Source organism: Streptomyces sp. x-19, from assembly GCF_046549115.1.
Taxonomy (GTDB): Bacteria; Actinomycetota; Actinomycetes; order Streptomycetales; family Streptomycetaceae; genus Streptomyces; species Streptomyces albulus_C.
The window spans coordinates 311,934-330,839 of the sequence record NZ_JAJPWK010000004.1 but is presented as its reverse complement, the minus strand read 5'-3'; the positions used below and the strand labels follow the sequence as shown (position 1 = coordinate 330,839).

General features: G+C 70.6%; 15 protein-coding genes. 3 read left to right on the top strand and 12 right to left on the bottom strand.

Annotated features, from left to right (window positions below):
* Nucleotides 1-77 precede the first annotated feature (77 nt).
* A complete protein-coding gene (locus ACLJT4_RS14050; protein ID WP_411122638.1) occupies nucleotides 78-467 on the bottom strand; it encodes a cytochrome c oxidase subunit 4 in 390 nt (129 codons plus the stop codon).
* On the bottom strand, nucleotides 464-2,182 hold the full coding sequence (ctaD, locus tag ACLJT4_RS14045; protein WP_411122637.1) for a cytochrome c oxidase subunit I: 1,719 nt from the start codon (nucleotides 2,180-2,182) through the stop codon (nucleotides 464-466). Before ctaD ends, ACLJT4_RS14050 begins: the two co-directional genes overlap by 4 nt.
* Before the next feature lie 764 nt (nucleotides 2,183-2,946).
* On the opposite strand from ctaD, the gene ACLJT4_RS14040 reads away from it, so the two are divergent.
* Nucleotides 2,947-3,849 (top strand): Rieske 2Fe-2S domain-containing protein, encoded by a 903-nt coding sequence (locus tag ACLJT4_RS14040; protein WP_411122809.1) that lies wholly within the window; start codon nucleotides 2,947-2,949, stop codon nucleotides 3,847-3,849.
* A gap of 117 nt (nucleotides 3,850-3,966) precedes the next feature.
* On the opposite strand, the gene ACLJT4_RS14035 is transcribed toward ACLJT4_RS14040, so the two are convergent.
* The 10 genes from ACLJT4_RS14035 to ACLJT4_RS13990 form a co-directional block, all read right to left on the bottom strand.
* Entirely contained in the window at nucleotides 3,967-5,094 is a 1,128-nt protein-coding gene (locus tag ACLJT4_RS14035; RefSeq protein WP_411122636.1) for an enolase C-terminal domain-like protein, read from the bottom strand.
* A gap of 11 nt (nucleotides 5,095-5,105) precedes the next feature.
* Nucleotides 5,106-6,899 (bottom strand): thiamine pyrophosphate-requiring protein, encoded by a 1,794-nt coding sequence (locus ACLJT4_RS14030; RefSeq protein ID WP_411122808.1) that lies wholly within the window; start codon nucleotides 6,897-6,899, stop codon nucleotides 5,106-5,108.
* A gap of 43 nt (nucleotides 6,900-6,942) precedes the next feature.
* Nucleotides 6,943-10,059 (bottom strand): FAD-binding and (Fe-S)-binding domain-containing protein, encoded by a 3,117-nt coding sequence (locus tag ACLJT4_RS14025; protein WP_411122635.1) that lies wholly within the window; start codon nucleotides 10,057-10,059, stop codon nucleotides 6,943-6,945.
* A 346-nt stretch (nucleotides 10,060-10,405) separates the two neighbouring features.
* Nucleotides 10,406-11,182, bottom strand: coding sequence for a glycosyltransferase (locus ACLJT4_RS14020; RefSeq protein WP_411122634.1), 777 nt, complete (start codon nucleotides 11,180-11,182; stop codon nucleotides 10,406-10,408).
* Complete coding sequence (locus ACLJT4_RS14015; protein ID WP_411122632.1) at nucleotides 11,179-11,796, bottom strand: class I SAM-dependent methyltransferase; 618 nt, start codon at nucleotides 11,794-11,796, stop codon at nucleotides 11,179-11,181. The genes ACLJT4_RS14020 and ACLJT4_RS14015 overlap by 4 nt, the downstream gene beginning before the upstream one ends.
* A complete protein-coding gene (locus tag ACLJT4_RS14010; RefSeq protein WP_411122631.1) occupies nucleotides 11,793-12,560 on the bottom strand; it encodes a PIG-L deacetylase family protein in 768 nt (255 codons plus the stop codon). The genes ACLJT4_RS14015 and ACLJT4_RS14010 overlap by 4 nt, the downstream gene beginning before the upstream one ends.
* Nucleotides 12,557-13,591 carry an acyl-CoA dehydrogenase gene (locus tag ACLJT4_RS14005; RefSeq protein ID WP_411122630.1) on the bottom strand — a complete coding sequence of 345 codons (1,035 nt, stop codon included), beginning with the start codon at nucleotides 13,589-13,591 and terminating at the stop codon, nucleotides 12,557-12,559. Before ACLJT4_RS14005 ends, ACLJT4_RS14010 begins: the two co-directional genes overlap by 4 nt.
* A gap of 404 nt (nucleotides 13,592-13,995) precedes the next feature.
* Entirely contained in the window at nucleotides 13,996-14,211 is a 216-nt protein-coding gene (locus ACLJT4_RS14000) for a CBS domain-containing protein (protein ID WP_411122629.1), read from the bottom strand.
* A 206-nt stretch (nucleotides 14,212-14,417) separates the two neighbouring features.
* On the bottom strand, nucleotides 14,418-16,055 hold the full coding sequence (locus tag ACLJT4_RS13995) for a cytochrome b (protein ID WP_411122628.1): 1,638 nt from the start codon (nucleotides 16,053-16,055) through the stop codon (nucleotides 14,418-14,420).
* Between the two features lie 345 nt (nucleotides 16,056-16,400).
* Nucleotides 16,401-17,357 (bottom strand): TIGR03557 family F420-dependent LLM class oxidoreductase, encoded by a 957-nt coding sequence (locus ACLJT4_RS13990; protein ID WP_411122627.1) that lies wholly within the window; start codon nucleotides 17,355-17,357, stop codon nucleotides 16,401-16,403.
* Between the two features lie 469 nt (nucleotides 17,358-17,826).
* Here ACLJT4_RS13990 and ACLJT4_RS13985 point away from each other — a divergent pair, with 469 nt between their 5' ends.
* Both ACLJT4_RS13985 and ACLJT4_RS13980 read left to right on the top strand, forming a co-directional pair.
* Nucleotides 17,827-18,384, top strand: coding sequence for a hypothetical protein (locus tag ACLJT4_RS13985; protein ID WP_411122626.1), 558 nt, complete (start codon nucleotides 17,827-17,829; stop codon nucleotides 18,382-18,384).
* 43 nt (nucleotides 18,385-18,427) lie between these two features.
* Entirely contained in the window at nucleotides 18,428-18,886 is a 459-nt protein-coding gene (locus tag ACLJT4_RS13980) for a hypothetical protein (protein WP_411122625.1), read from the top strand.
* Nucleotides 18,887-18,906: the final 20 nt, after the last annotated feature.

Genomic DNA, 18,906 nt, shown 5'->3' with positions numbered 1-18,906 from the left:
GGTTCGCGGTGGACGACCGCCTACCGGCCCGAGGGGAACGGTCGGTGGCCGCCCCCCCCCGCCGTGGTGCGGCCCGGTCAGAGCTCCCGTTGGGCGAACTGGAAGACCATGCCGAAGACCGAGCCGCCCGTGACGCCGACGCCGATGAGGAAGACCCACAGGCCGTACACGAGGCCGAGGGCGAGCAGCGCCACGCCGAAGGCGACCAACGCCGGATAGCCGCTCTGCGGCGGGAAGAAGTCGACGGTCCCGGTCCGCTCGTGGACCTGCGCCCCGCCCCGGTCCTCCGGCCGTTCGCCCTTGCGTCGGTAGTTCATGGCGCAGAAGAACGAGATGACCGCGGACATCCCGAAGGAGACGGCGAGGGCGGCGGCACCCGCCGGTTCGCGCGCCAACCAGATGTAGAACGTGTCGGTGATGAGGAAGAACGCGGCAACGCCCGCGAACAGGAGGGCCTCCGGCTTCATGAACGCTGCTCTCCGAGGGGGTCCGGGGTCGGTTCGATGCTGCCGCGGTCTTCCGCCGGCAGTTGCAACACCTTCGGGTGGTGCAGGTCGAACGCGGGGGAGTCGGAACGGACGCGGGGCAGCGTCACGAAGTTGTGCCGCGGCGGTGGACAGGGAGTGGCCCATTCCAACGACCGGCCGAAGCCCCAGGGGTCGTCGACCTCCACCTTGTCCGCGTACCGGGCGGTGTGCCAGACGTTGTAGAGGAACGGCAGAGTGGACAGGCCCAGCAGAAAGGCGCCGGCCGAGGAGAGCGTGTTGAGGGCGGTGAAGCCGTCGGCCGGCAGGTAGTCGGCGTAGCGGCGGGGCATCCCGCTCTCGCCCAGCCAGTGCTGGACGAGGAAGGTGCTCTGGAACCCCGTGAACAACGTCCAGAAGTGGATCTTCCCCAGCCGTTCGTCGAGCCGCCGACCGGTCCACTTCGGCCACCAGAAGTAGAAGCCGCCGAAGGTCGCGAAGACGATCGTCCCGAACAGCACGTAGTGCAGGTGCGCCACGATGAAGTAGCTGTCGGTCAGGTGGAAGTCCAGCGGTGGCGAGGCGATCAGAACCCCGCTGAGACCACCCAGGAGGAAGGTCACCATGAAGCCGATCGCCCACAGCATCGGCGTCTCGAACGACAGGCTGCCCCGCCACATCGTTCCGATCCAGTTGAAGAACTTCACGCCGGTCGGTGCTGCGATGAGGAAGGACATGAGGGAGAAGAACGGCAGCAGCACGCCGCCCGTGGCGAACATGTGGTGCGCCCAGACCGTCGCCGAGAGCATGGTGATGGCGATCGTCGCGCCGACCATGCCGACGTAGCCGAACACCGGCTTGCGGCTGAAGACCGGGATGATCTCGGTCACCACTCCGAAGAACGGCAGGGCCACGATGTAGACCTCCGGGTGGCCGAAGAACCAGAACAGGTGCTGCCACAGCAGGGCGCCGCCGTTGGCCGGGTCGTAGACGTGGGCGCCGAACTTGCGGTCCGCGAGGAGCGCCAGGAGCGCGGCCGTCAGCACGGGGAAGGCCAGCAGGGCGAGGATGGAGGTGAAGAGGATGTTCCAGGTGAAGATGGGCATCCGAAACATCGTCATGCCCGGCGCGCGCAACGTGATGATGGTGGCGACGAAGTTGACCGCGCCCAGGGTGGTGCTCAGACCGGCCACCACCAGCCCGGCGGCCCACAGGTCGCCGCCCGCGCCCGGCGTGTGGATCGCCCCGTTCAACGGCGCGTAGGCGAACCAGCCGAACGACGCCGCCCCACCGGGGACGACGAGCCCGGACACGACGATCAGGCCACCGAAGAGGTAGAGCCAGTAAGTGAGGGCGTTGAGCCGGGGGAACGCGACGTCCGGTGCCCCGATCTGCAGCGGCATGACGGCGTTGGCGAATCCGGCGAACGTGGGCGTGGCGAAGAGCAGCATCATCACGGTGCCGTGGATGGTGAACAGCTGGTTGTACTGCTCGTGGCTGACGAACTGCATTCCGGGACGGGCCAGTTCGGCCCGCATGAGCATGGCCAGGACCCCGGCGAACAGGAAGAAGCCGAACGACGTGACCAGGTACATGTTCCCGATCACCTTGTGATCGGTGGTGGTCAGGTACTTCCGGATCCGGCGTCCCGAGCGCACCCGAGGGTTTTCCGGAGGTTGCGGTGCAGCGGGGAGGTACGGCTGGACCGGTTGCGACATGCCCCCTCCGGAGGACTCTGGACGACGACGCCTTCGAGCAGCACGCCACGTGTGGCGACGAGTTGCCCCGGCACCGATGCGAACGGCGCGACGTCACCATGCGCCACGCGGAGCGGATGACGGGGATCGGTGACGTCCGCCACGCCGTGGACCATCCGTCCTGGTGAACCGGGCATCGTCGGATTGGCAGGGACGCGCCGTGAACCTTCCGTCGGTCGGCTGATTCGCCATCGGTTGTCCCATCGGTGAAGCTGAGTGGGGAAGGAACGGAGGAGGGAGGCTGCGATGCCTGGCTCCGAGACGCCGGAAGAACCTCCGAAGCCCAACAACCCGCCACCTCTCACTGGGCCCCCGACACTGCCGTACGCGGAACGTGGCCATGTCGGAGCAGGCAGTTCCGGCGCCGCGAAGTTCGTCGACATGGCCCGCCGCAAGGCCAGGCACGTGATGGACCGGGCGCCCGGGGCCTCGGCGGGGAGGACCGTTCGAAGGTCGGCATTACGCCGCAGGCAGGATGACACGCGGCAATCGGGGCAGTGCGCGGGTGCGGGTCAGGTGCCGGTGCCAGCATGGGCGCATCGAGTGCCGCGGCGGTCGGGCCGTGGTAGGTCATCGCGTTTTCGGCACGGGCGCCCGCTCGCCTGGGCGACCATCGCAGGCCCGTAGTGGCTCCGTCGGTGCACGGGGTCGCTCGCACCGGAAACGTGCCGCGTCGAGAGGATGCGAAGGTGCGATCGACGGCGTTGCAGACGTTCTTCGGGGCGATGGGGGAGAGGCGGTCGGGGCCAGGGGCGGTGGCGTCCGCGACGACAGGGCTGCGGCGCGCGCTCGACCGTGTGGAGAGACTGGAGCCGCTCGACGTGGTGATCCGTCCCGTGCAGCGTGTCGTGCGCGGGGTGCCCCTCGGTCGGTGGCGCGACGTCCTGCACGGGCTGCCGATCGGTCATCCGCTGCACCCCGTCCTGGTGCAGGTGCCGATGGGGGCCTGGTTGTCCACCGCCGTCCTGGACGCCGTACCCGGGACCGGACGCGGTGCCCGGGTGTTGGTCGGGGTGGGGGTCCTCACCGCGATCCCGGCCGCCTGGGCCGGCTGGGTCGACTGGGCCGAACAGCACGAGGAGCAGATGCGTACCGGCCTGGTCCATGCGGTGTCGGTGGCCGTGGCCACCGGCTGCTACGCCGGTTCCTGGGTGCAGCGCGGGCGCGGCCACACGGCTCGGGGGAAGGCGCTCGGTTGGGCCGGGCTGGGCGTGGCCGCCCTCGGCGGTCTGCTCGGCGGGCACCTCGCGTACCGACAGGCCGCCGGCCCGAACAAGGCTGAGCCGGTCCCGCACCTGCTGGAAGACCGCTGGTACTCCGTCGGCAGGGTCGAGGACTTTCCTGTGGGGGAGGCGGTACGGCGGGAGGTCGGCGAGGTGCCGGTCGTTGTCGTGCGGCAGAGTGGTGGGCTGATCCACGTACTGGCCGACCGGTGCAGCCACCTCTCCGGCCCGTTGTCGGATGGTGAGGTCGCCGACGGTTGTGTGGTGTGTCCCTGGCACGGCAGTGCGTTCCGCCTGTCGGACGGCGCCAACCTCCGCGGGCCGGCGACGGCGCCGCAGCCGTCCTTCCGGGTCGACGTCCAGGTGGACGGCACGGTACGGGTGCGGCTGCCCGGCGCCGGGTGACGTGCCGGGTCCGCGGGCACCCCGTATCAGTTGAGCCCGGGGGCCTGGGGTGGCGCTACCCAGGGTGGTTCGTGGGGGCTGGTCACGCGGGGTGCGATGTTGCGGTCCGCCGCGTGGTCAGCCCACCCGGTACGGCGCGGCCTCCGCCTCGCGGAGCGACAGGCCGTGTCCGGGCGCGCCGTCGGCGCCCGGCCGGACGGTTCCGCCCGTCGGGTCGAGGGTGCCGTGGAAGATCCGGTCCTCGATCCGGACGTGGTCGTGGAACCACTCCAGGTGGCGGAGATTGGGCACCGCGGCCGCGGCGTGGGCGTGCAGGTGGGGTGCGCAGTGGCCGGAGATCTCCAGGCCCGCGGCCTGGGCCAGTGCCGCGACGCGTAGCCAGACGGTCAGGCCACCGCAGCGGGTGATGTCTGCCTGCAGGCAGTCGACCGCCTGCGCGCTCAGCATGTGCCAGAAGTACGGCAGTGTGTAGCCGTATTCCCCGGCCGTGACGTCGGTGGTGGTCGCGGCCCGGACCTGGGCGAGGCCCGTGAGGTCGTCGGAGGAGACCGGTTCCTCGAACCAGGTGACGTGGTTCTCGCCCAGGCAGTCACCGAGCCGCACCGCTTGTTTGCGGGTGTACGCACCGTTGGCGTCGACGTAGAGTTCGGCCGCCCCGCCGATGCTGCGGCGGGCCTGCGCGATCCGCCGTCGATCGCGGGCTTCTTCCGTCCCCCACGCCCCGCCGATCTTGATCTTGACGCGCGGGATGCCCAGTCCGTCGGTCCACCGGTGCAGTTGGTGGTCCTGCTGCTGGGCGTCGTAGGTGGTGAACCCCCCGCTGCCGTACACCGGTACGTCGGTGCGACTGGCGCCGAGGAGGCGTACCAGCGGGAGCCCGAGCAGCCGGGCCTTGAGGTCCCACAGTGCGGTGTCGACGGCGGACACCGCGCCGGCGACCAGGCCCGGACGGCCGGCGTTGCGCACCGCCCGGCTCATCGCCTCGTTGGCGGCTGGTACATCGAGGACGCAGCGGCCGGTGACGACGGGAGCGAGTTGGTCCTCGGCGATCCGGGCGGTCGCCGGTGCGCCGTAGGTGTAACCGAGGCCCGTGGTGGAGCCGGAGTGGGCGTGCACGACGACCAGAGTGGTGGCGTCCCAGGACAGGGTGCCGTCCGCCTCGGGCTCGTCGGTGGGGACGGTGTAGACGGCGGTGGTCACTTCGTCCAGCAGCGGTTCGGTGGACCTGGCCGGCGTGGCGTCCATGGCCGGGCCGGTCACTTGTCGTGGTGACGGTGTCCGGGGAGCATTTCCTGGACCTTCGCCTTGAAGCCCTGTTTGACCATCGCGGCGCGGTCGCTGTCGCCCTTGAGCACGGAGGCGGCCGCCGCCTCGATCTGGTCGAGGGTCGCGTGTGGAGGGATGGGCGGGACGGCGGGATCGGTGCGGAAGTCGAGTACGCACGGCCGGTCGGCTTGCAGCGCCCGGCGCCAGGCCGACTCCACTCCGCCTGGTTCCTCTATACGGACCCCGTCGAGGCCGATGGACCGCGCGAAGTCGGCGTAGTGCACGTCCGGGAGTGACTGCGAGGCCAGGAACTGGGGAGCGCCGGACATGGCACGCAACTCCCAGGTGACCTGGTTGAGGTCGAGGTTGTTGAGGACCGCGACGATCAGCCGGGGGTCGGCCCACTCCTGCCAGTACTTGGCCACCGTGACGAGCTCCGCCATCCCGTTCATCTGCATGGCGCCGTCCCCGACGAGGGCCAGCGCCGGCCGGTCCGGGTGGGCGAACTTCGCCCCGATCGCGTACGGCACTCCGGGACCCATGGTGGCCAGCGTTCCGGACAGCGAACCGCGCATCCGGCCGCGCATCCGCAGGTGGCGGGCGTACCAGTTGGCGGCCGAACCGGAGTCCGCGGACAGGATGACGTCGTCGGGCAGCAGCGGATCGAGCGCATGGGCCACGTACTCGGGGTTGATCGGGTCGGCGTCGACGGCGGCGCGGCGTTCCATGACCTCCCACCAGCGCGCGGTGTCCCGCTCGATCTTCCTGCGCCAACCGCCGTGCTTCTTGTGCCGTAGCAGCGGCAACAGGTGCTTGAGGGTCCCGGCGGCGTCCCCGACGAGGTTGACCTCGAACGGGTAGCGCATCCCCACCATGTGGGGGTCGATGTCGATCTGCACGGCCCGGGCCTGGTCGAGGTCGGGCAGGAACTGGGTGTAGGGGAAGTTGGAGCCGACCACGAGCAGGGTGTCGCAGTCCCGCATCATCTCGTACGAGGGCCGGGTCCCCAACAGGCCGATCGCCCCGGTGACGTACGGCAGGTCGTCCGGGAGCACGTCCTTGCCGAGCAGGGCCTTCGCGACGCCGGCGGCCAGCACGTCGGCGGCCTCCTCCACCTGGTCCCGGGCACCGCGCGCGCCCTGGCCGATCAGCATCGCCACCTTGTCGCCCGCGTTGAGGAGCTCCGCGGCCCGGGCGAGTTCGCGGTCCGCCGGAACCGGCGCGTAGGACGACATGCCCAGGCTGGAGGGGACCATCTTGAAGGCGTGGGTGGGCGGCGAGTAGTCGAGGTCCTGGACGTCCGCGGGAACGATGACCGCCGTGACCGAGCGTCGCCCGTACGCCGTGCGCATGGCGCGGTCGATGGCGTTCGGCAGTTGTTCGGGCACCGTCACCGTGTCGCAGAAGTCCGAGGCGACGTCCTTGTACAGGCTCTGGAGGTCGACTTCCTGCTGGTAGGAGCCGCCCATGGCGCTGCGGTTGGTCTGGCCGACGAGTGCCACCACGGGTACGTGGTCCAGCTTGGCGTCGTAGAGGCCGTTGAGCAGATGGATCGCGCCGGGGCCGGACGTCGCCGCGCAGACCCCGACCCGGCCGGAGAACTTGGCGTAACCCGTCGCCTGGAAGGCGGCCATCTCCTCGTGTCGGGCCTGGATGAAGCGCGGCCGGTCGCCGGCCCGCTCCCAGGCCGCGAGCAGCCCGTTGATGCCGTCGCCCGGGTACGCGAAGACGTGCTCGACTTCCCATTCGCGCAGGCGCTGGAGGATGTAGTCGGAGACCTTCATCGACACGGTGCTTCCTCTTTCCAGTCGCGGGAGGATGGTCGGGTCAGGAGCTGCGTGGGAGGGGGCCCGGGCTGCCCGGGCGTCGGCGGCGCAGCGCGGCGCCCGCGGCGGCCAACCCACCGAGCACGCCGAGCGCGGTGAGTGTGCCGGTGGCCAGCCGGGCGTCGCGCGCGGGCACCCGGGGGCGGTCGACCGCGCGCTCCGGATGCTGGGCCGGCAGGGGGTCGTCCAGGCCCAGGGCGAGCGCCTCGGCCAGGTGCAGCGCGGTCCGGCCGGTCCCGCCGGCCTCGATCTGGGTCCGGCAACTGAACCCGTCGGCGATCACCAGGTCCGGCGGCGCCGCTCTGCGGACGGCGGGAAGGACACCCAATTCGCCGATGTCCATCGAGAGTTCGTGGTGTCCTCGTTCGAAGCCGAAGTTGCCGGCCAGGCCGCAGCAGCCGGCGTCCAGCACGTCCGCTTCGATGCCGGCCCGGCGCATCAGTTCCCGGTCGGCGTCGTCCTTGAGCACCGCGTGCTGGTGGCAGTGGGTCTGCACGGTCGCCCGCCGGTTCAGCGCGGGCAGCCGCCAGCCCTCCGGGGCGTGCGCGACGAGGTGCTCGGCCAGCGTGCGGAACAGTCCGGCCAGTCGCTCGACGTCCAGGTCCTCAGGGAACAGCTCCGGCGCGTCGGAGCGGAAGACCGCCGTGCAGGACGGCTCCAGGCCGATGATCGGCGTACCGGCCTCGATCCAGGGCCGCAGGGTGTCCATGGTCCGCCCCAGTACGTGCTTGGCGGTGGTGAGTTGGCCCGTCGAGATCCACGTCAGGCCGCAACAGACCGGCCGGGCGGGGACGGCGACCCGGAACCCGGCGTCCGTCAGCAGGCGCACCGCCGCCCGAGCGACGGCGGGGTGGAAGTGGTTGGTGAAGGTGTCGGGCCAGAGCACCACCGCGCGTTCGTCGCCGGGCCGCGGCGGCGTGCCGTCCCTGGCCGCCCACCACTGGGTGAACGACTGCCCGGCGAACGGCGGCGCGTCGCGCTCGGCGGCCACGCCCGCCAGCCGCTTGCCCAACCGCCCCAGGGCCGGGGCGTGCAGGACGGCGTTGACCGGCCGTGGGGCTGCCTGGGCCAGGCTCGCCCACAGCGGCAGCCAACCCATCGAATAGTGGGCCGCGGGGCGGAGCCGGCCGGCGTAGTGGTGGGCCAGGAACTCCGCCTTGTACGTCGCCATGTCGACGCCGGTGGGGCAGTCCGACCTGCACCCCTTGCAGGCCAGGCACAGGTCGAGCGCGTCCCGGACCTCCGTGGACCGCCAGCCGTCGGTCACGGGAGTGTCGGCGTGGCCGTCGAGCATCTCGAACAGCAGCCGGGCCCGGCCGCGGGTGGAGTGTTCCTCCTCCTTGGTGGCGCGGTACGAGGGGCACATCACCCCGCCGGTGTGGGAGCGGCAGTTGCCGATGCCGACGCAGCGCATGACGGCGCGCCGGAACGAGTGGTTGTCGTTCGGGTAGTCGAAGTGTGTCGTGCTGCCGTGCGGCCGCCAGTGCGCGCCGAGTCGGAGGTGTTCGTCGACGCGGTTCGGGCGGACGACCTTGCCGGGGTTCATCCGGTCGTCCGGGTCGAAGAGCGCCTTCATCTCTCCGAAGGCCGCGACGAGTTCCGCACCGAACATCTTCGGCAGCAGCTCGCCGCGCGCCTGCCCGTCACCGTGCTCACCGGAGAGCGAACCGCCGTACGAGACGACCAGGTCGGCCGCCCGGAACAGGAACCTGCGGAACTCCGCGACGCCCTCCGCCTGCTTCAGGGCGAAGGGGATCCGGGTGTGCACGCACCCCTGCCCGAAGTGCCCGTACAGGGAGGGGTGGTCGTAGTCGAACTCGGCGAAGAGGCCCTTGAGGTCGCGGAGGTAGTCACCCAGCCGCTCGGGCGGCACCGCGGAGTCCTCCCAACCCTCCCAGGTCTCCCTGTCGTCCGGAGGCCGGGCGGTGACCCCGAGTCCGGCCTCCCGGGCCCTGAGCATCTGCTGCTCGCGTGCCGGGTCGTCCGAGAAGGCCACCGATCCGTCCGCCTCGCTCCGCCCCAGCGCGCGCAGCAGGTCGCGGCCCTGCTCGTCGACGTCGTCCGGGCTCTCGCCGCTGAACTGCACCAGCAGCCAGCCATCGCCCCGCGGAAAGCGTTCCAGGGAGTCGAGATAGGCGTGCTCCTCCCGCATCAGCTGCGCCATGCGGCCGTCCAGGGCTTCCAACTGCGTCGGACGACAGTGCTCCAGCAGGCGCGGAACGTCGTCCGCGGCCGCACAGATGTCGTCGTAGCCCAGCACCACCATGGCGTCGTGCGGTGGGACCGGCACCACGTCCAACTCGGCGTGCAGCACCGTCACGAGGGTTCCCTCGCTGCCCACCAGAGCCTTGGCCAGGTCGAAGTGGTTCTCGGGCAGCAGGGAGTCCAGGTTGTACCCGGAGACCCGGCGGGGGATGCGGGGGAAGCCGCGTCGGACCTCGGCCAGGTACCGGTCGACGAGGCGTCGTAGCCCCTGGTAGACCTCCGCGCGGCGACCGCCCTCGCGCGCGATCCGCGCGAAGTCGTCCTCCGAGGTCGGCCCGACCCACATGCGGGTCCCGTCGTAGGTGAGGACTTCCAGGCGCCGTACGTTGTCCACCGTCTTGCCGTACGCCTGTGCCGAGGCGCCGCACGAGTTGTTGCCGATCATCCCGCCCAGCGAACAGTGACTGTGCGTCGACGGTTTGGGGCCGAACTTCAGCTTCACCCGGTCGAGTTGACGATTGAGGTCATCCAGTACGATGCCCGGCTCGACCACACAGCGGCGTCGCTCGGCGTCGAGCGACACCAGCGCGTCGCAGTACTTCGTCCAGTCGATGACGACCGCGGTGTTCGTGCACTGTCCGCCCAGGCTCGTCCCACCCCCGCGGGAGAGCACCGGCGCACCGAACTCGGCGCACACCCCGACGGCCGCCACCCCGGCCTCGACGGTCCGGGGCACCACCACGCCGATGGGCACCTGACGGTAGTTCGATCCGTCGGTCGCGTAGGCGCCGCGACTGCCCGCGTCGAAGCGCACCTCCCCGTCAACACCCGCAGCGAGGGCCTTCGCCAGCGCGCTGACGTCCAACTCGACGCCCTGCGGGGCCACGGGTCCGGGATCGTTGTTCGGTGTCATCGAAGCCCTTCCCGTCGATGAAGAGAAGGCGGTTGGCGCAGCACGGCCTGCATTCGCTCGGCCCGTGCTGTTCAGGTACGGGATCTGTGCTGCCACGGGCCGGGTACCCGGGCCGAACTCGGTGACACCCCGCGTCGACCGACAATTTCAGGCTGCGAGACGACGGGCGGATCCGCATCCCGGGGAAGCGTGCGGGCCCGGGACGCAGGGTAACCGTGCGAACGCGGCACCACCCGCCCGCATCGAGCGGCGGCGCCAGTGAGGAGGGCGAACGAGGTACCGGAGCGGCCCGCGAACGTCCTACGCGGCGGATACCCGCTCCGACATCGCAGGCATGTCGATGGCTTCACGCACGCGGAGCCCCGCTCCGCGGCGGTGCCTCGGAGGCTCCGGCCGGCTCCTCCAGCAGGCACCGCAGGGCCACGCCGAAACCGTGCGGGGCCCGGGGGTCCAGACGTCCCGACGTCCACACCGGACAGGCATCCGTGCGCAGCACCTGGTGACCGAGCCGGTCGAGTGCGGCGACCAGGGCGCGGTCCTCGCCGTGGGTGAGCGCGGGAAAACCGCCGGCGGCCCGGTAGGGACCGGCTCCGATCCCGAGGTTGGCGCCGTGGACGTGCGGATGCCCCCAGGGCAATGGCGGGACGGGGCGACCGGCGAAGTACCGCGCCTGCGCGCGGGCCACGGCGCGGGCACTCAACTCCGGTCCGCGGCGCAGCCGCACCGTACCGACGACGCCGTGCCAACCCTGCCGTGCGTGGTGCAGGTGATGGGCCAGCCATCTGGGCGGTACGAGGGTGTCGGCGTCGGTGGTCACGATCCAGGCCCGCTCGCCTGCGGTCCCCAGCACCTCCAGCGCCCGGGCGACGCCGGCCGCGCGGGCCGCCCCCACGTTGCGGGACCGGATGTCCACGACCGACGCGCCCCACGCGGTGGCGACAGCGGCCGTGGCGTCGTCGCAGGCATCTGCCACGACCACCAGCACCAGGGGGAGCCCGACCAGTTCGGGGTGGTCGGCGGCACGCCGTAGGGAGCCGAGCGCGGCCGGGAGTTCCGCCGCCTCGTTGTGCGCGGGGACGACCACGGCGAGGGCCGACGGCCGTCCCGCGTGCCAGGTGTTCACACCAGTCCCTCGGTCACGGCGGGGGAGTGGGGGAGACTGCCGTCCCGGTGCCTGCGAGCGAAGGTCTGCAACGTGAAGTCGGCGTCCCGCACGTCACACAGCAGGGACAGCTCCGGCACGGCGGCGAGTTCGGCGGCGAGTTCGGTCCCGGTGCGCAGGTGCTCGGCAACCCGGTGGTTCCAGTGCGCGGTGACCACCGTGCCGCCCGGTGCGAGACTGCCGACGGTGCGGTCGAGGACGGCCCACAGCGTCGCGTCGTCGAAGTAGTAGAGCAGCTCCGACAGCACTACGAGGTCGAAGGCGCCCGCCGGCCACTGTCCCGGAACGGCCAGGCAACGCACCTCGACGTGGGGAAGGTCGCGGGTGCGGGCCGTCGCGGTGGCGACGGCATACGGGACGGCGTCGGCGGCGAGCAATCTGTCGCAGCGTCGCGCGAGGTGACGGGTGAGCACCCCCACCGAACAACCCGGCTCGAAGGCCACGCGGTAGCGGGGACGCGGAAGAGCAGCGAGGGTCAGGGCGTACTTGCGGTGTTCGTACCAGCGTCGGGTGAGCTGCCACGGGTCGGTCGCGGCAGCGTACTGGGCGGCGAAGTAGGCGGCCGGCGTGTTCACCGGAACACCACCTCGTACGACCTGAGGTGGTGCGCGACCTCCGACGGCGGCAGGATCGCGGCATTCTCCTCGCCGTCACCCAGCGGATGGATCTGGCTGACGAACTGCGCGACGGCGAGCGATTTCCGCTCCGCCGCATCCGTCGACAGCGACAGGTGCGCGGCCAGATGCCACGGCACGCGGGGGTCCGCCGGCCGCGCCCAGTGCCACATCCACACCGGATACATCCACAGCGGTACGCCGGTGGCTCGGCAGGCATCCAAGGCAGCCCGGCCCGCGGCCTCGTGGTCGCAGTGCAGGTCGCCCACCCAAGGCGCGACGCACCGGGCGGCGTTGACCTCCCGCAGCAGGTCGGCGACGGCCCGTGACACCGTCGACCGATGGCGTTCCACCTGGGTGTCCGGGATCCCCAACCGCTCCACACGCACCTGTGGGAGCCCCAACAGCTCAAGGGCGTTGAGGAGTTCGCGATGGCGCCGGTGGGCCAGCTCGTCCGCGGTGATCAGCGTGCTGCGGGGGTGGGAGCCCTCCCCGTCCGTGACGGACACGAGGCGCACCTCGGCGCCACCGGACGCCAGCAGGGCCAGGCTCCCGCCGAAGCCCAACACCTCGTCGTCGGGGTGGGCCGCGACCACCACGACCGGCCCGTCCGGCGGTGGGACGGGCGGAAGGTGCCGGGGGCCGTACCAGGACGCCCAGATGCCCTCCGGTGTGCCGGGTGCGTCGATGGCATCGGCGGCTGCTCTGCGGTGGACGCTCGTCATGGCGCTCTCCCGTCGCCGGCCAGCAGGTTGCCGAGTACCGCGTAGTCGCGTTCCGCGTGGTGCTGCCGCAGGTAGACGGTGAGGTCCGCCACGGCCCGGGCGTGCGCGGCGTCCCGGCACAGCGGCCCGGCCCCCGTCGCCCTGCCGACGTGTTGCAGGACCTCGGTGCAGACCAGTTCCACCAGGCCCCGGACTCGCAGGCTGCGTACCCGCGCACCGCCGTGCCGGTCGTCCGGATCGCCGTCGATCTCGTCCGCCGCGTGACCGAGGAGGACCTCGGCCGTGTGCAGGAGCACGTCTGCCCGTCCCAGGTGCGCGGCGGCGTGCTCGTCGAGGCCCCGGCGGCCGGACTCCGTCGCCAAGGTGGCCGTCACCGCCTGAGCGCCTCCCAACCAACACGCCGCGACACCGATGCCACCGTGTTGGAAGCCAGGTCGTCGCACATAACCGCCCACGTCGCCGACGGGTTCCGCCGGCACGTCGTGGAACGTCACGTCGAGCGAGTCACTGCCCGCCATGCCCACCGCCTGCCAGGTGCCGGGCACCGCCAGCACGCCACGGTCACCGACGGGCACGGCGAAGAGGCGCCGCCCTTGCGCGGTGTCAGCCGTGACCAGCGCGTGGGTGCAGGTGCGGGCGCCCGAGCAGTACGGCTTGACGCCGGTCAGCCGCCAGTCAGCGCTCCTTCCGACCGCCTTCAGCCCCGGGCCCGGGGGGTGCGCCGCCCACACGCCCCACCGTTCGCCCGGCTTCACCTTGGGCCCACCCAGCTCCGCCAGGATCGCCACGGCGTCGACGTGCCCCTCCGCGAGGCGGGCGACGCACAGGTCGTGGCGGCCGAGGCGGCACAGGGTGTGAAAGCGCTCCCGGGTCCGGCCGGAGCCGGGCAGGGGAAGGCGCAGCGACCCGCCGTCCACGAGCGCGACGAAGCGCTCGGCGGTAGCCCGGGAGGCATCCTGCGGGTGTGCGGGGCCCGGCGCGGTGTCGGAACTCGTGCCGACGCCGACGGGGGATGCGGGAGGAGGTTCCACGACGGCTCCTCTCAGCCGTGGGCACGCGCTCTCTCAGCAGTCTGCTGCGTCGGGCCGGTCTTCCGCATGTCGTGCGCACGCTCGGTCCGCGGCCGCTGGCGTTCCGTCGGGAAGCACGGCGGGACGGTGCCTGGCGGCGGTCTCCTGGCTGGTCGCAAGTGTTTTCGGGGGACCCGGCTGCAGTCAGGGCGGCGAGCGGTTGAGCAGGCAGGGCGCGCGTGCCAACGTGGGAGGAGAAGCAACTCGCCGACGAGCTCGGAGCGGACTTCACGGTCCGCTGCCCGCCTACAGCTTCGTCTGAGGAGGCCGGACATCGGACTGCTGACGCAGATCGCGATGCCTGGGCACGAAGCCGATGCATCTCTCTGCACTCTCGCATGAGTGCACAGATGGCACAGCGCGGATCAGGGTGTCGAGAGCGCTTCGAGCAGGTCGCCGACCTGCGGGTCCGGCAGCGTGCGGGCCACGTCCGCCAACGCCACCATGCCGACGAGGCGGTTGCCGTCGATGACCGGGAGGCGCCGCACCTTGTCGGTGAGCTTGCGCACGGTGTCCAGGACACTGTCCTCGGCCCCGACGCACTCCGCGCCGGGGGTCATGATGTCGCGTGCCACAGGCATGGTCGTCCCTTTCGTCGCGTGGGTCGGCCCGGCTCGGGCCGCTGTTTTTGGCCCTCACCCCACGCGTTTTCGAATACTGCCCCCGGCGCACTGGTACGCGACGCGTTGTCCGTCCCGATCCGGACCGACCGGAACGCCAGGAGGCAGGACGGTGTCGAGGCTGCCCGCCCGGCCACCTCGTGCAGCGCGGACCCGCAGCGGTTTCGTCACCGCGGGGTGCCGCGCTGCTCGACCGGGCTGCGTACGGTCTCCTCGATCTCGCGCCGCTCTGTGAGGGTGACCGGCAGTTCTACCCGGTCGCCGAAGTACCACGAGCTCAGCGCAGCGCGCAGCCGGGCCAGTAGGGGGGCGTCCGAGGGGGCGGGCGGCAGCGGCGCCGGCACTTCCTTGGCGAGCACGCGGTAACGGCGGGCCGTCGACACCGGCCGGTGCGTCTCACGCAGCCCGCCGTACACGCTCTGCACCACGTAGCCGGATTCCTGCCCCTCCGTCAGCAGTTGCCGTTCGTGGTCCTGCAACGCCAGGCAGATCCGCTTGGTGACCAGGAACGCCACGATCGGACCGAGGACGAGCCCCACCCGGAAGATCCACGTGAGCGCCCCCACAGAGACCTGGAAGAGACTGGCGAGCACGTCGTTCCCACCTGCCGCCAGCAGGTCCGCGTAGCCGACGGCGGCGGCCACGCCCAGCGCAGTCCGGGTGGGGGCGTCGCGTGGGCGGTCGCAGAGGTGGTGTTCGGCCAGGTCACCGCTGACCCATCGCTCGAAGAACGGGTAGGCGTAGAGGATCAGGAACAGCAGGCCGGGCAGGACGACCGCCGGGACCAGGACGTTCCACATGAGGGTGTGGCCCGCCACGTCGGTCTCCCACGGCGGCATCAGGCGCAGGGCCCCTTCGAGGAAGCCCACGTACCAGTCCGGTTGGACGTCCGTGGAGTCCTGGTCGCCGCGGTACGGCCCGAACGCCCAGATCGGGTTGATCTGCGCCAGGCAGCCGAGGAGGGTCAGTACCGCGAAGACCATCATGAACAGCCCGGTCGACTTGGCGATGAAGTGTGGGAACATCGGCTGCCCGACGGCGTTGCGGTTGGTGCGGCCCGGGCCCGGCCACTGCGTGTGCTTGAGGTACACCACCAGCAGCAGGTGCAGCCCGAGCAGGGCGATCAGCAGTCCGGGGACGAACAGCACGTGCACCGTGTAGAGCCGGGACAGCAGGATGTGGCCGGGGAACGACCCGCCCCAGAGGAAGTAGCCGAGATAGCTGCCGACGAGGGGCAGGGACAGCACGATGGTGTTGGCCGTCCGCAGACCGGTCCCGGACAGCAGGTCGTCGGGCAACGAGTAGCCGCCGAACCCCTCCAGCAGGGACAGCATGAACAACGTCACGCCGATCACCCAGTTGCCCTCGCGGGGCCTGCGGAACGCTCCAGTGAAGAAAACCCGCAGCAGGTGCACCCCGAGCGCGGCGAGGAAGACCAGCGCTCCCCAGTGGTGGATCTGACGGATCAACAAGCCGCCGCGGACGTCGAAGCTGATGTGCAGGGTCGAGGCGTAGGCGCCGGACATCCGCAGGCCCCGCAGCGGCGCGTAGGCCCCGTCGTAGATCCGCTGGGACATGCTCGGCTCGAAGAACAAGGTCAGGTAGCTGCCGGTCAGCACCAGCACCACGAGGCTGTACAGGGCGATCTCACCCAGGAGGAACGACCAGTGGTCGGGGAACGCCTTGCGCAGGAGTGCCTTGACGGCCTCCGAGACCGGCGCACGACCGTCCACGGCGGTACAGGCGGAAAGAGTGGCGTGGCGGGCCTTCCTCTCGACCCGTTCCGTCGTCTTCCGGAACAACATGCCCGGGCCTCCTCGACGCTGTGGTGCGCGGGCACACCGGCGGTGCCCGCTCACGGCACCCTGCCTGGCAGGGCATCGAAGGCGGTTGCATTAGGCAGATCGGGGGCACGGTTGGACTGGGCGTGGCGGCGGGCCGTGGTGCGGGAAGCGCGTTTGCCTCCGGCCGGGGCCAGGGGGAGAGTGACGGGAAGCGACGTCGCAGGCCACGGTCAGGAGGAGACCATGACGGCAGACGCACCTCGCGCCGCCGTATTCGACGTGGACGGCACACTCGTCGACAGCACGTATCTGCACGCGGTGACCCGGTGGGCGGGTTCCGTTCGCCGCCGGGTGGCACATCGCCTGTCAGCCGGGCAACCGAGGAAGTATCTCGGCGGCGTAGAACTCGAAGAACTTCTCCTGGTCCGGGCCGATCTGGCCGATGTAGACGCTGTCGAAGCCGGCCTCGACGTACGAGGTGATCGCGGAGACGTGGGTGTTCGGATCGGGCCCGCAGGGCACGGCGTCGGCCACCTGGTTGAGGGTGACCAGATGGTTGGCCTGCTCGAAGTGGCTTGGGGTGGGCAGGATCTGGGGCAGTTCTCCGGGAAGTTGTTCGTTCGCCCACAAGTGGTGGGCTGTCTTGACACCCTGTGCGCGGTCGGGCGCCCAGCACACTTTCAGGCCGCCTCGGACGGTCTTCGTCTTTCCGCCGGCTCGTCGGAACCGCTCGACCGCGTCCTCGTCGGGCGTCATGGTGATGAAGCCATCGCCGATACGGCCTGCCAACTCCGTGGCGGCGGGGCCAAAACCGGAGACGTCAACCGGAACGGGCTGCTCGGGGACGGTGTACAGGCGGGCGTTCTCGACGGTGTAGTGCTTGCCGTGGTGGCTCACCTCCTCGCCGGTGAACAGCTTCCGCATCACTGCCACAGCCTCTTCGAGCATCTCCAGGCGTACCGCTGCCTGGGGCCAACGGTCGCCGAGCACGTGCTCGTTGAGGGCTTCGCCGGACCCCACTCCCAACCGGAAGGTGCCGCCGGTCTGGACGGCGGCCGTCGCGGCCGCCTGGGCGGTGACGGCGGGGTGGAGCCGGATGGTCGGGCAGGTCACAGCAGTCTCGATCGGCAGTGAGGTGGCCTGGGACAGGGCCCCGATGACCGACCAGACGAACGGGCTCTGGCCCTGCGCTTCGTTCCAGGGATGGTAGTGATCGGATATCCAGAGCGAGGTGAAACCTGCCTCCTCTGCCATCCGTGCCTGGTCGACCAGGGCGGCTGGGCCGTGTTCCTCGCAGGCCAGGAAGTAGCCGTACTCGGCCATTGCTCCTCCACATGTGTGTCGGGCGTGCCGGCTCCTCTCGACCGTACGGATTTGCGGGCCGAGACGCCAGGCCGACCCCGCCCCGCGACCGGCGCTTGCCGCACCGTCGCGGGCGTGTCGCGGCCGCCTCGGAGCCACCAGGCGGTCGGACGGCAACCACGGGTACCGACCTTCCTGGCCTATGCCGTGGCCGTGGCCCTATGGCGACACGCGACGCGCGACGGGGTCGCACACGATCACGGGGGAGCAAGCCGAGGGTGACTGGCCGCGACCCAACGGTTGCGGTCGGTCGCCCGGTCCCAGTCGCCCGGTTCCGACAGTGCTGTGCATTCCTCGCACGCCCGTCGGCATGCTTCCTCACCCTCTCGCACGGAACCGACCTCGCAGCCCGTGAGCCGTGAGGCACTCAAAGTGCCCGATGAATGCTTGGCCTTATGCTTGACGAGGGGCCTTCAATGAGGAGGTTGCCTTGTCAACAGGAACCCTTCTGGCGATCGTCATCCCCATCGCAGTGATCATCGTGCTGCTTGCCGTGGGGATAGCGCTTGCCCTACGTCGCCGGCGTCTTCAGGATCGCTTCGGCCCGGAATATGAGCGTACGGTCGAAAACGCCGATGGGCGCATGGCCGGGGAGCGTGAACTGCGGGCCCGCGAGAAGCGGCACGATGAGTTGGACATCAAGCCACTCGCGCCGACTGCGCGGGAACGCTACAGCCGCGAGTGGACGGGCGTGCAGGACGACTTCGTCGACCACCCCGAGCGCGCCGTCCACGAGGCGGACCTCCTGGTCACTTCGCTGATGCACGATCGGGGCTACCCGACCGAAGGCTTCGAGCAGCAGATGAGGGACCTCTCGGTCGAGCACGGCCGCACGCTGGAGCACTACCGCGAGGCCCACAAGATCGATGCCCTACGCACCGAACACAGCGCCACCACTGAACAGCTGCGCGGCGCGATGATCCACTACCGCAGCCTGTTCGATGAACTGCTCTCCGATGGCGGCTCGACACGACACGCACACGCCTGAGTACGCCTCCGACTTACGCCTACCCGCGAGGACAGGAGGAGTTATGCAGCACGATCACATACCCGACGCCGGACAGAGCGGACTGTCCACGGAAGACCTCGCCGCACCACAGCGCCCTCCGGCGGACGAACCGCAACAACCACCCCCGGAATCCACGGTCTTGGACGCCAGCGCCCCCGAAGCAGCGGCGCAGGCGCCTGCTCACGGATCGGGGGCGGACGGTGAGGAACCGGTCCCGCAGCTGCTTTCAGCCGATCAGGCCCAAGACTTCCAGGCACGCTGGCAGGACATCCAAAACGGCTTCGTGGACAGCCCCCGTGACGCCGTACACGCCGCCGATGCCCTCGTGGCCAAGGTGATGCAAACGCTGGCCCAGACCTTCACCGAGCACAAGCACAGCCTCGAAGAACAATGGAACCGCGGCGAACAAGTGGACACCGAGGGCCTACGCATGGCCCTTCGCCGATACCGTTCCTTCTTCAACCGGCTGCTCGTCGAATAGTGCTGCACGTTCGGTTCAGA

Excerpts from the sequence above, each read along its gene's own strand:
- ACLJT4_RS14050 (WP_411122638.1), bottom strand. The coding sequence starts at position 467 with ATGAAGCCGGAGGCCCTCCTGTTCGCGGGCGTTGCCGCGTTCTTCCTC.
- ctaD (WP_411122637.1), bottom strand. The coding sequence starts at position 2,182 with ATGTCGCAACCGGTCCAGCCGTACCTCCCCGCTGCACCGCAACCTCCG.
- ACLJT4_RS14040 (WP_411122809.1), top strand. The coding sequence starts at position 2,947 with ATGGGGGAGAGGCGGTCGGGGCCAGGGGCGGTGGCGTCCGCGACGACA.
- ACLJT4_RS14035 (WP_411122636.1), bottom strand. The coding sequence starts at position 5,094 with ATGGACGCCACGCCGGCCAGGTCCACCGAACCGCTGCTGGACGAAGTG.
- ACLJT4_RS14030 (WP_411122808.1), bottom strand. The coding sequence starts at position 6,899 with ATGAAGGTCTCCGACTACATCCTCCAGCGCCTGCGCGAATGGGAAGTC.
- ACLJT4_RS14025 (WP_411122635.1), bottom strand. The coding sequence starts at position 10,059 with ATGACACCGAACAACGATCCCGGACCCGTGGCCCCGCAGGGCGTCGAG.
- ACLJT4_RS14010 (WP_411122631.1), bottom strand. The coding sequence starts at position 12,560 with ATGACGAGCGTCCACCGCAGAGCAGCCGCCGATGCCATCGACGCACCC.
- ACLJT4_RS14000 (WP_411122629.1), bottom strand. The coding sequence starts at position 14,211 with ATGCCTGTGGCACGCGACATCATGACCCCCGGCGCGGAGTGCGTCGGG.
- ACLJT4_RS13995 (WP_411122628.1), bottom strand. The coding sequence starts at position 16,055 with ATGTTGTTCCGGAAGACGACGGAACGGGTCGAGAGGAAGGCCCGCCAC.
- ACLJT4_RS13990 (WP_411122627.1), bottom strand. The coding sequence starts at position 17,357 with ATGGCCGAGTACGGCTACTTCCTGGCCTGCGAGGAACACGGCCCAGCC.
- ACLJT4_RS13980 (WP_411122625.1), top strand. The coding sequence starts at position 18,428 with ATGCAGCACGATCACATACCCGACGCCGGACAGAGCGGACTGTCCACG.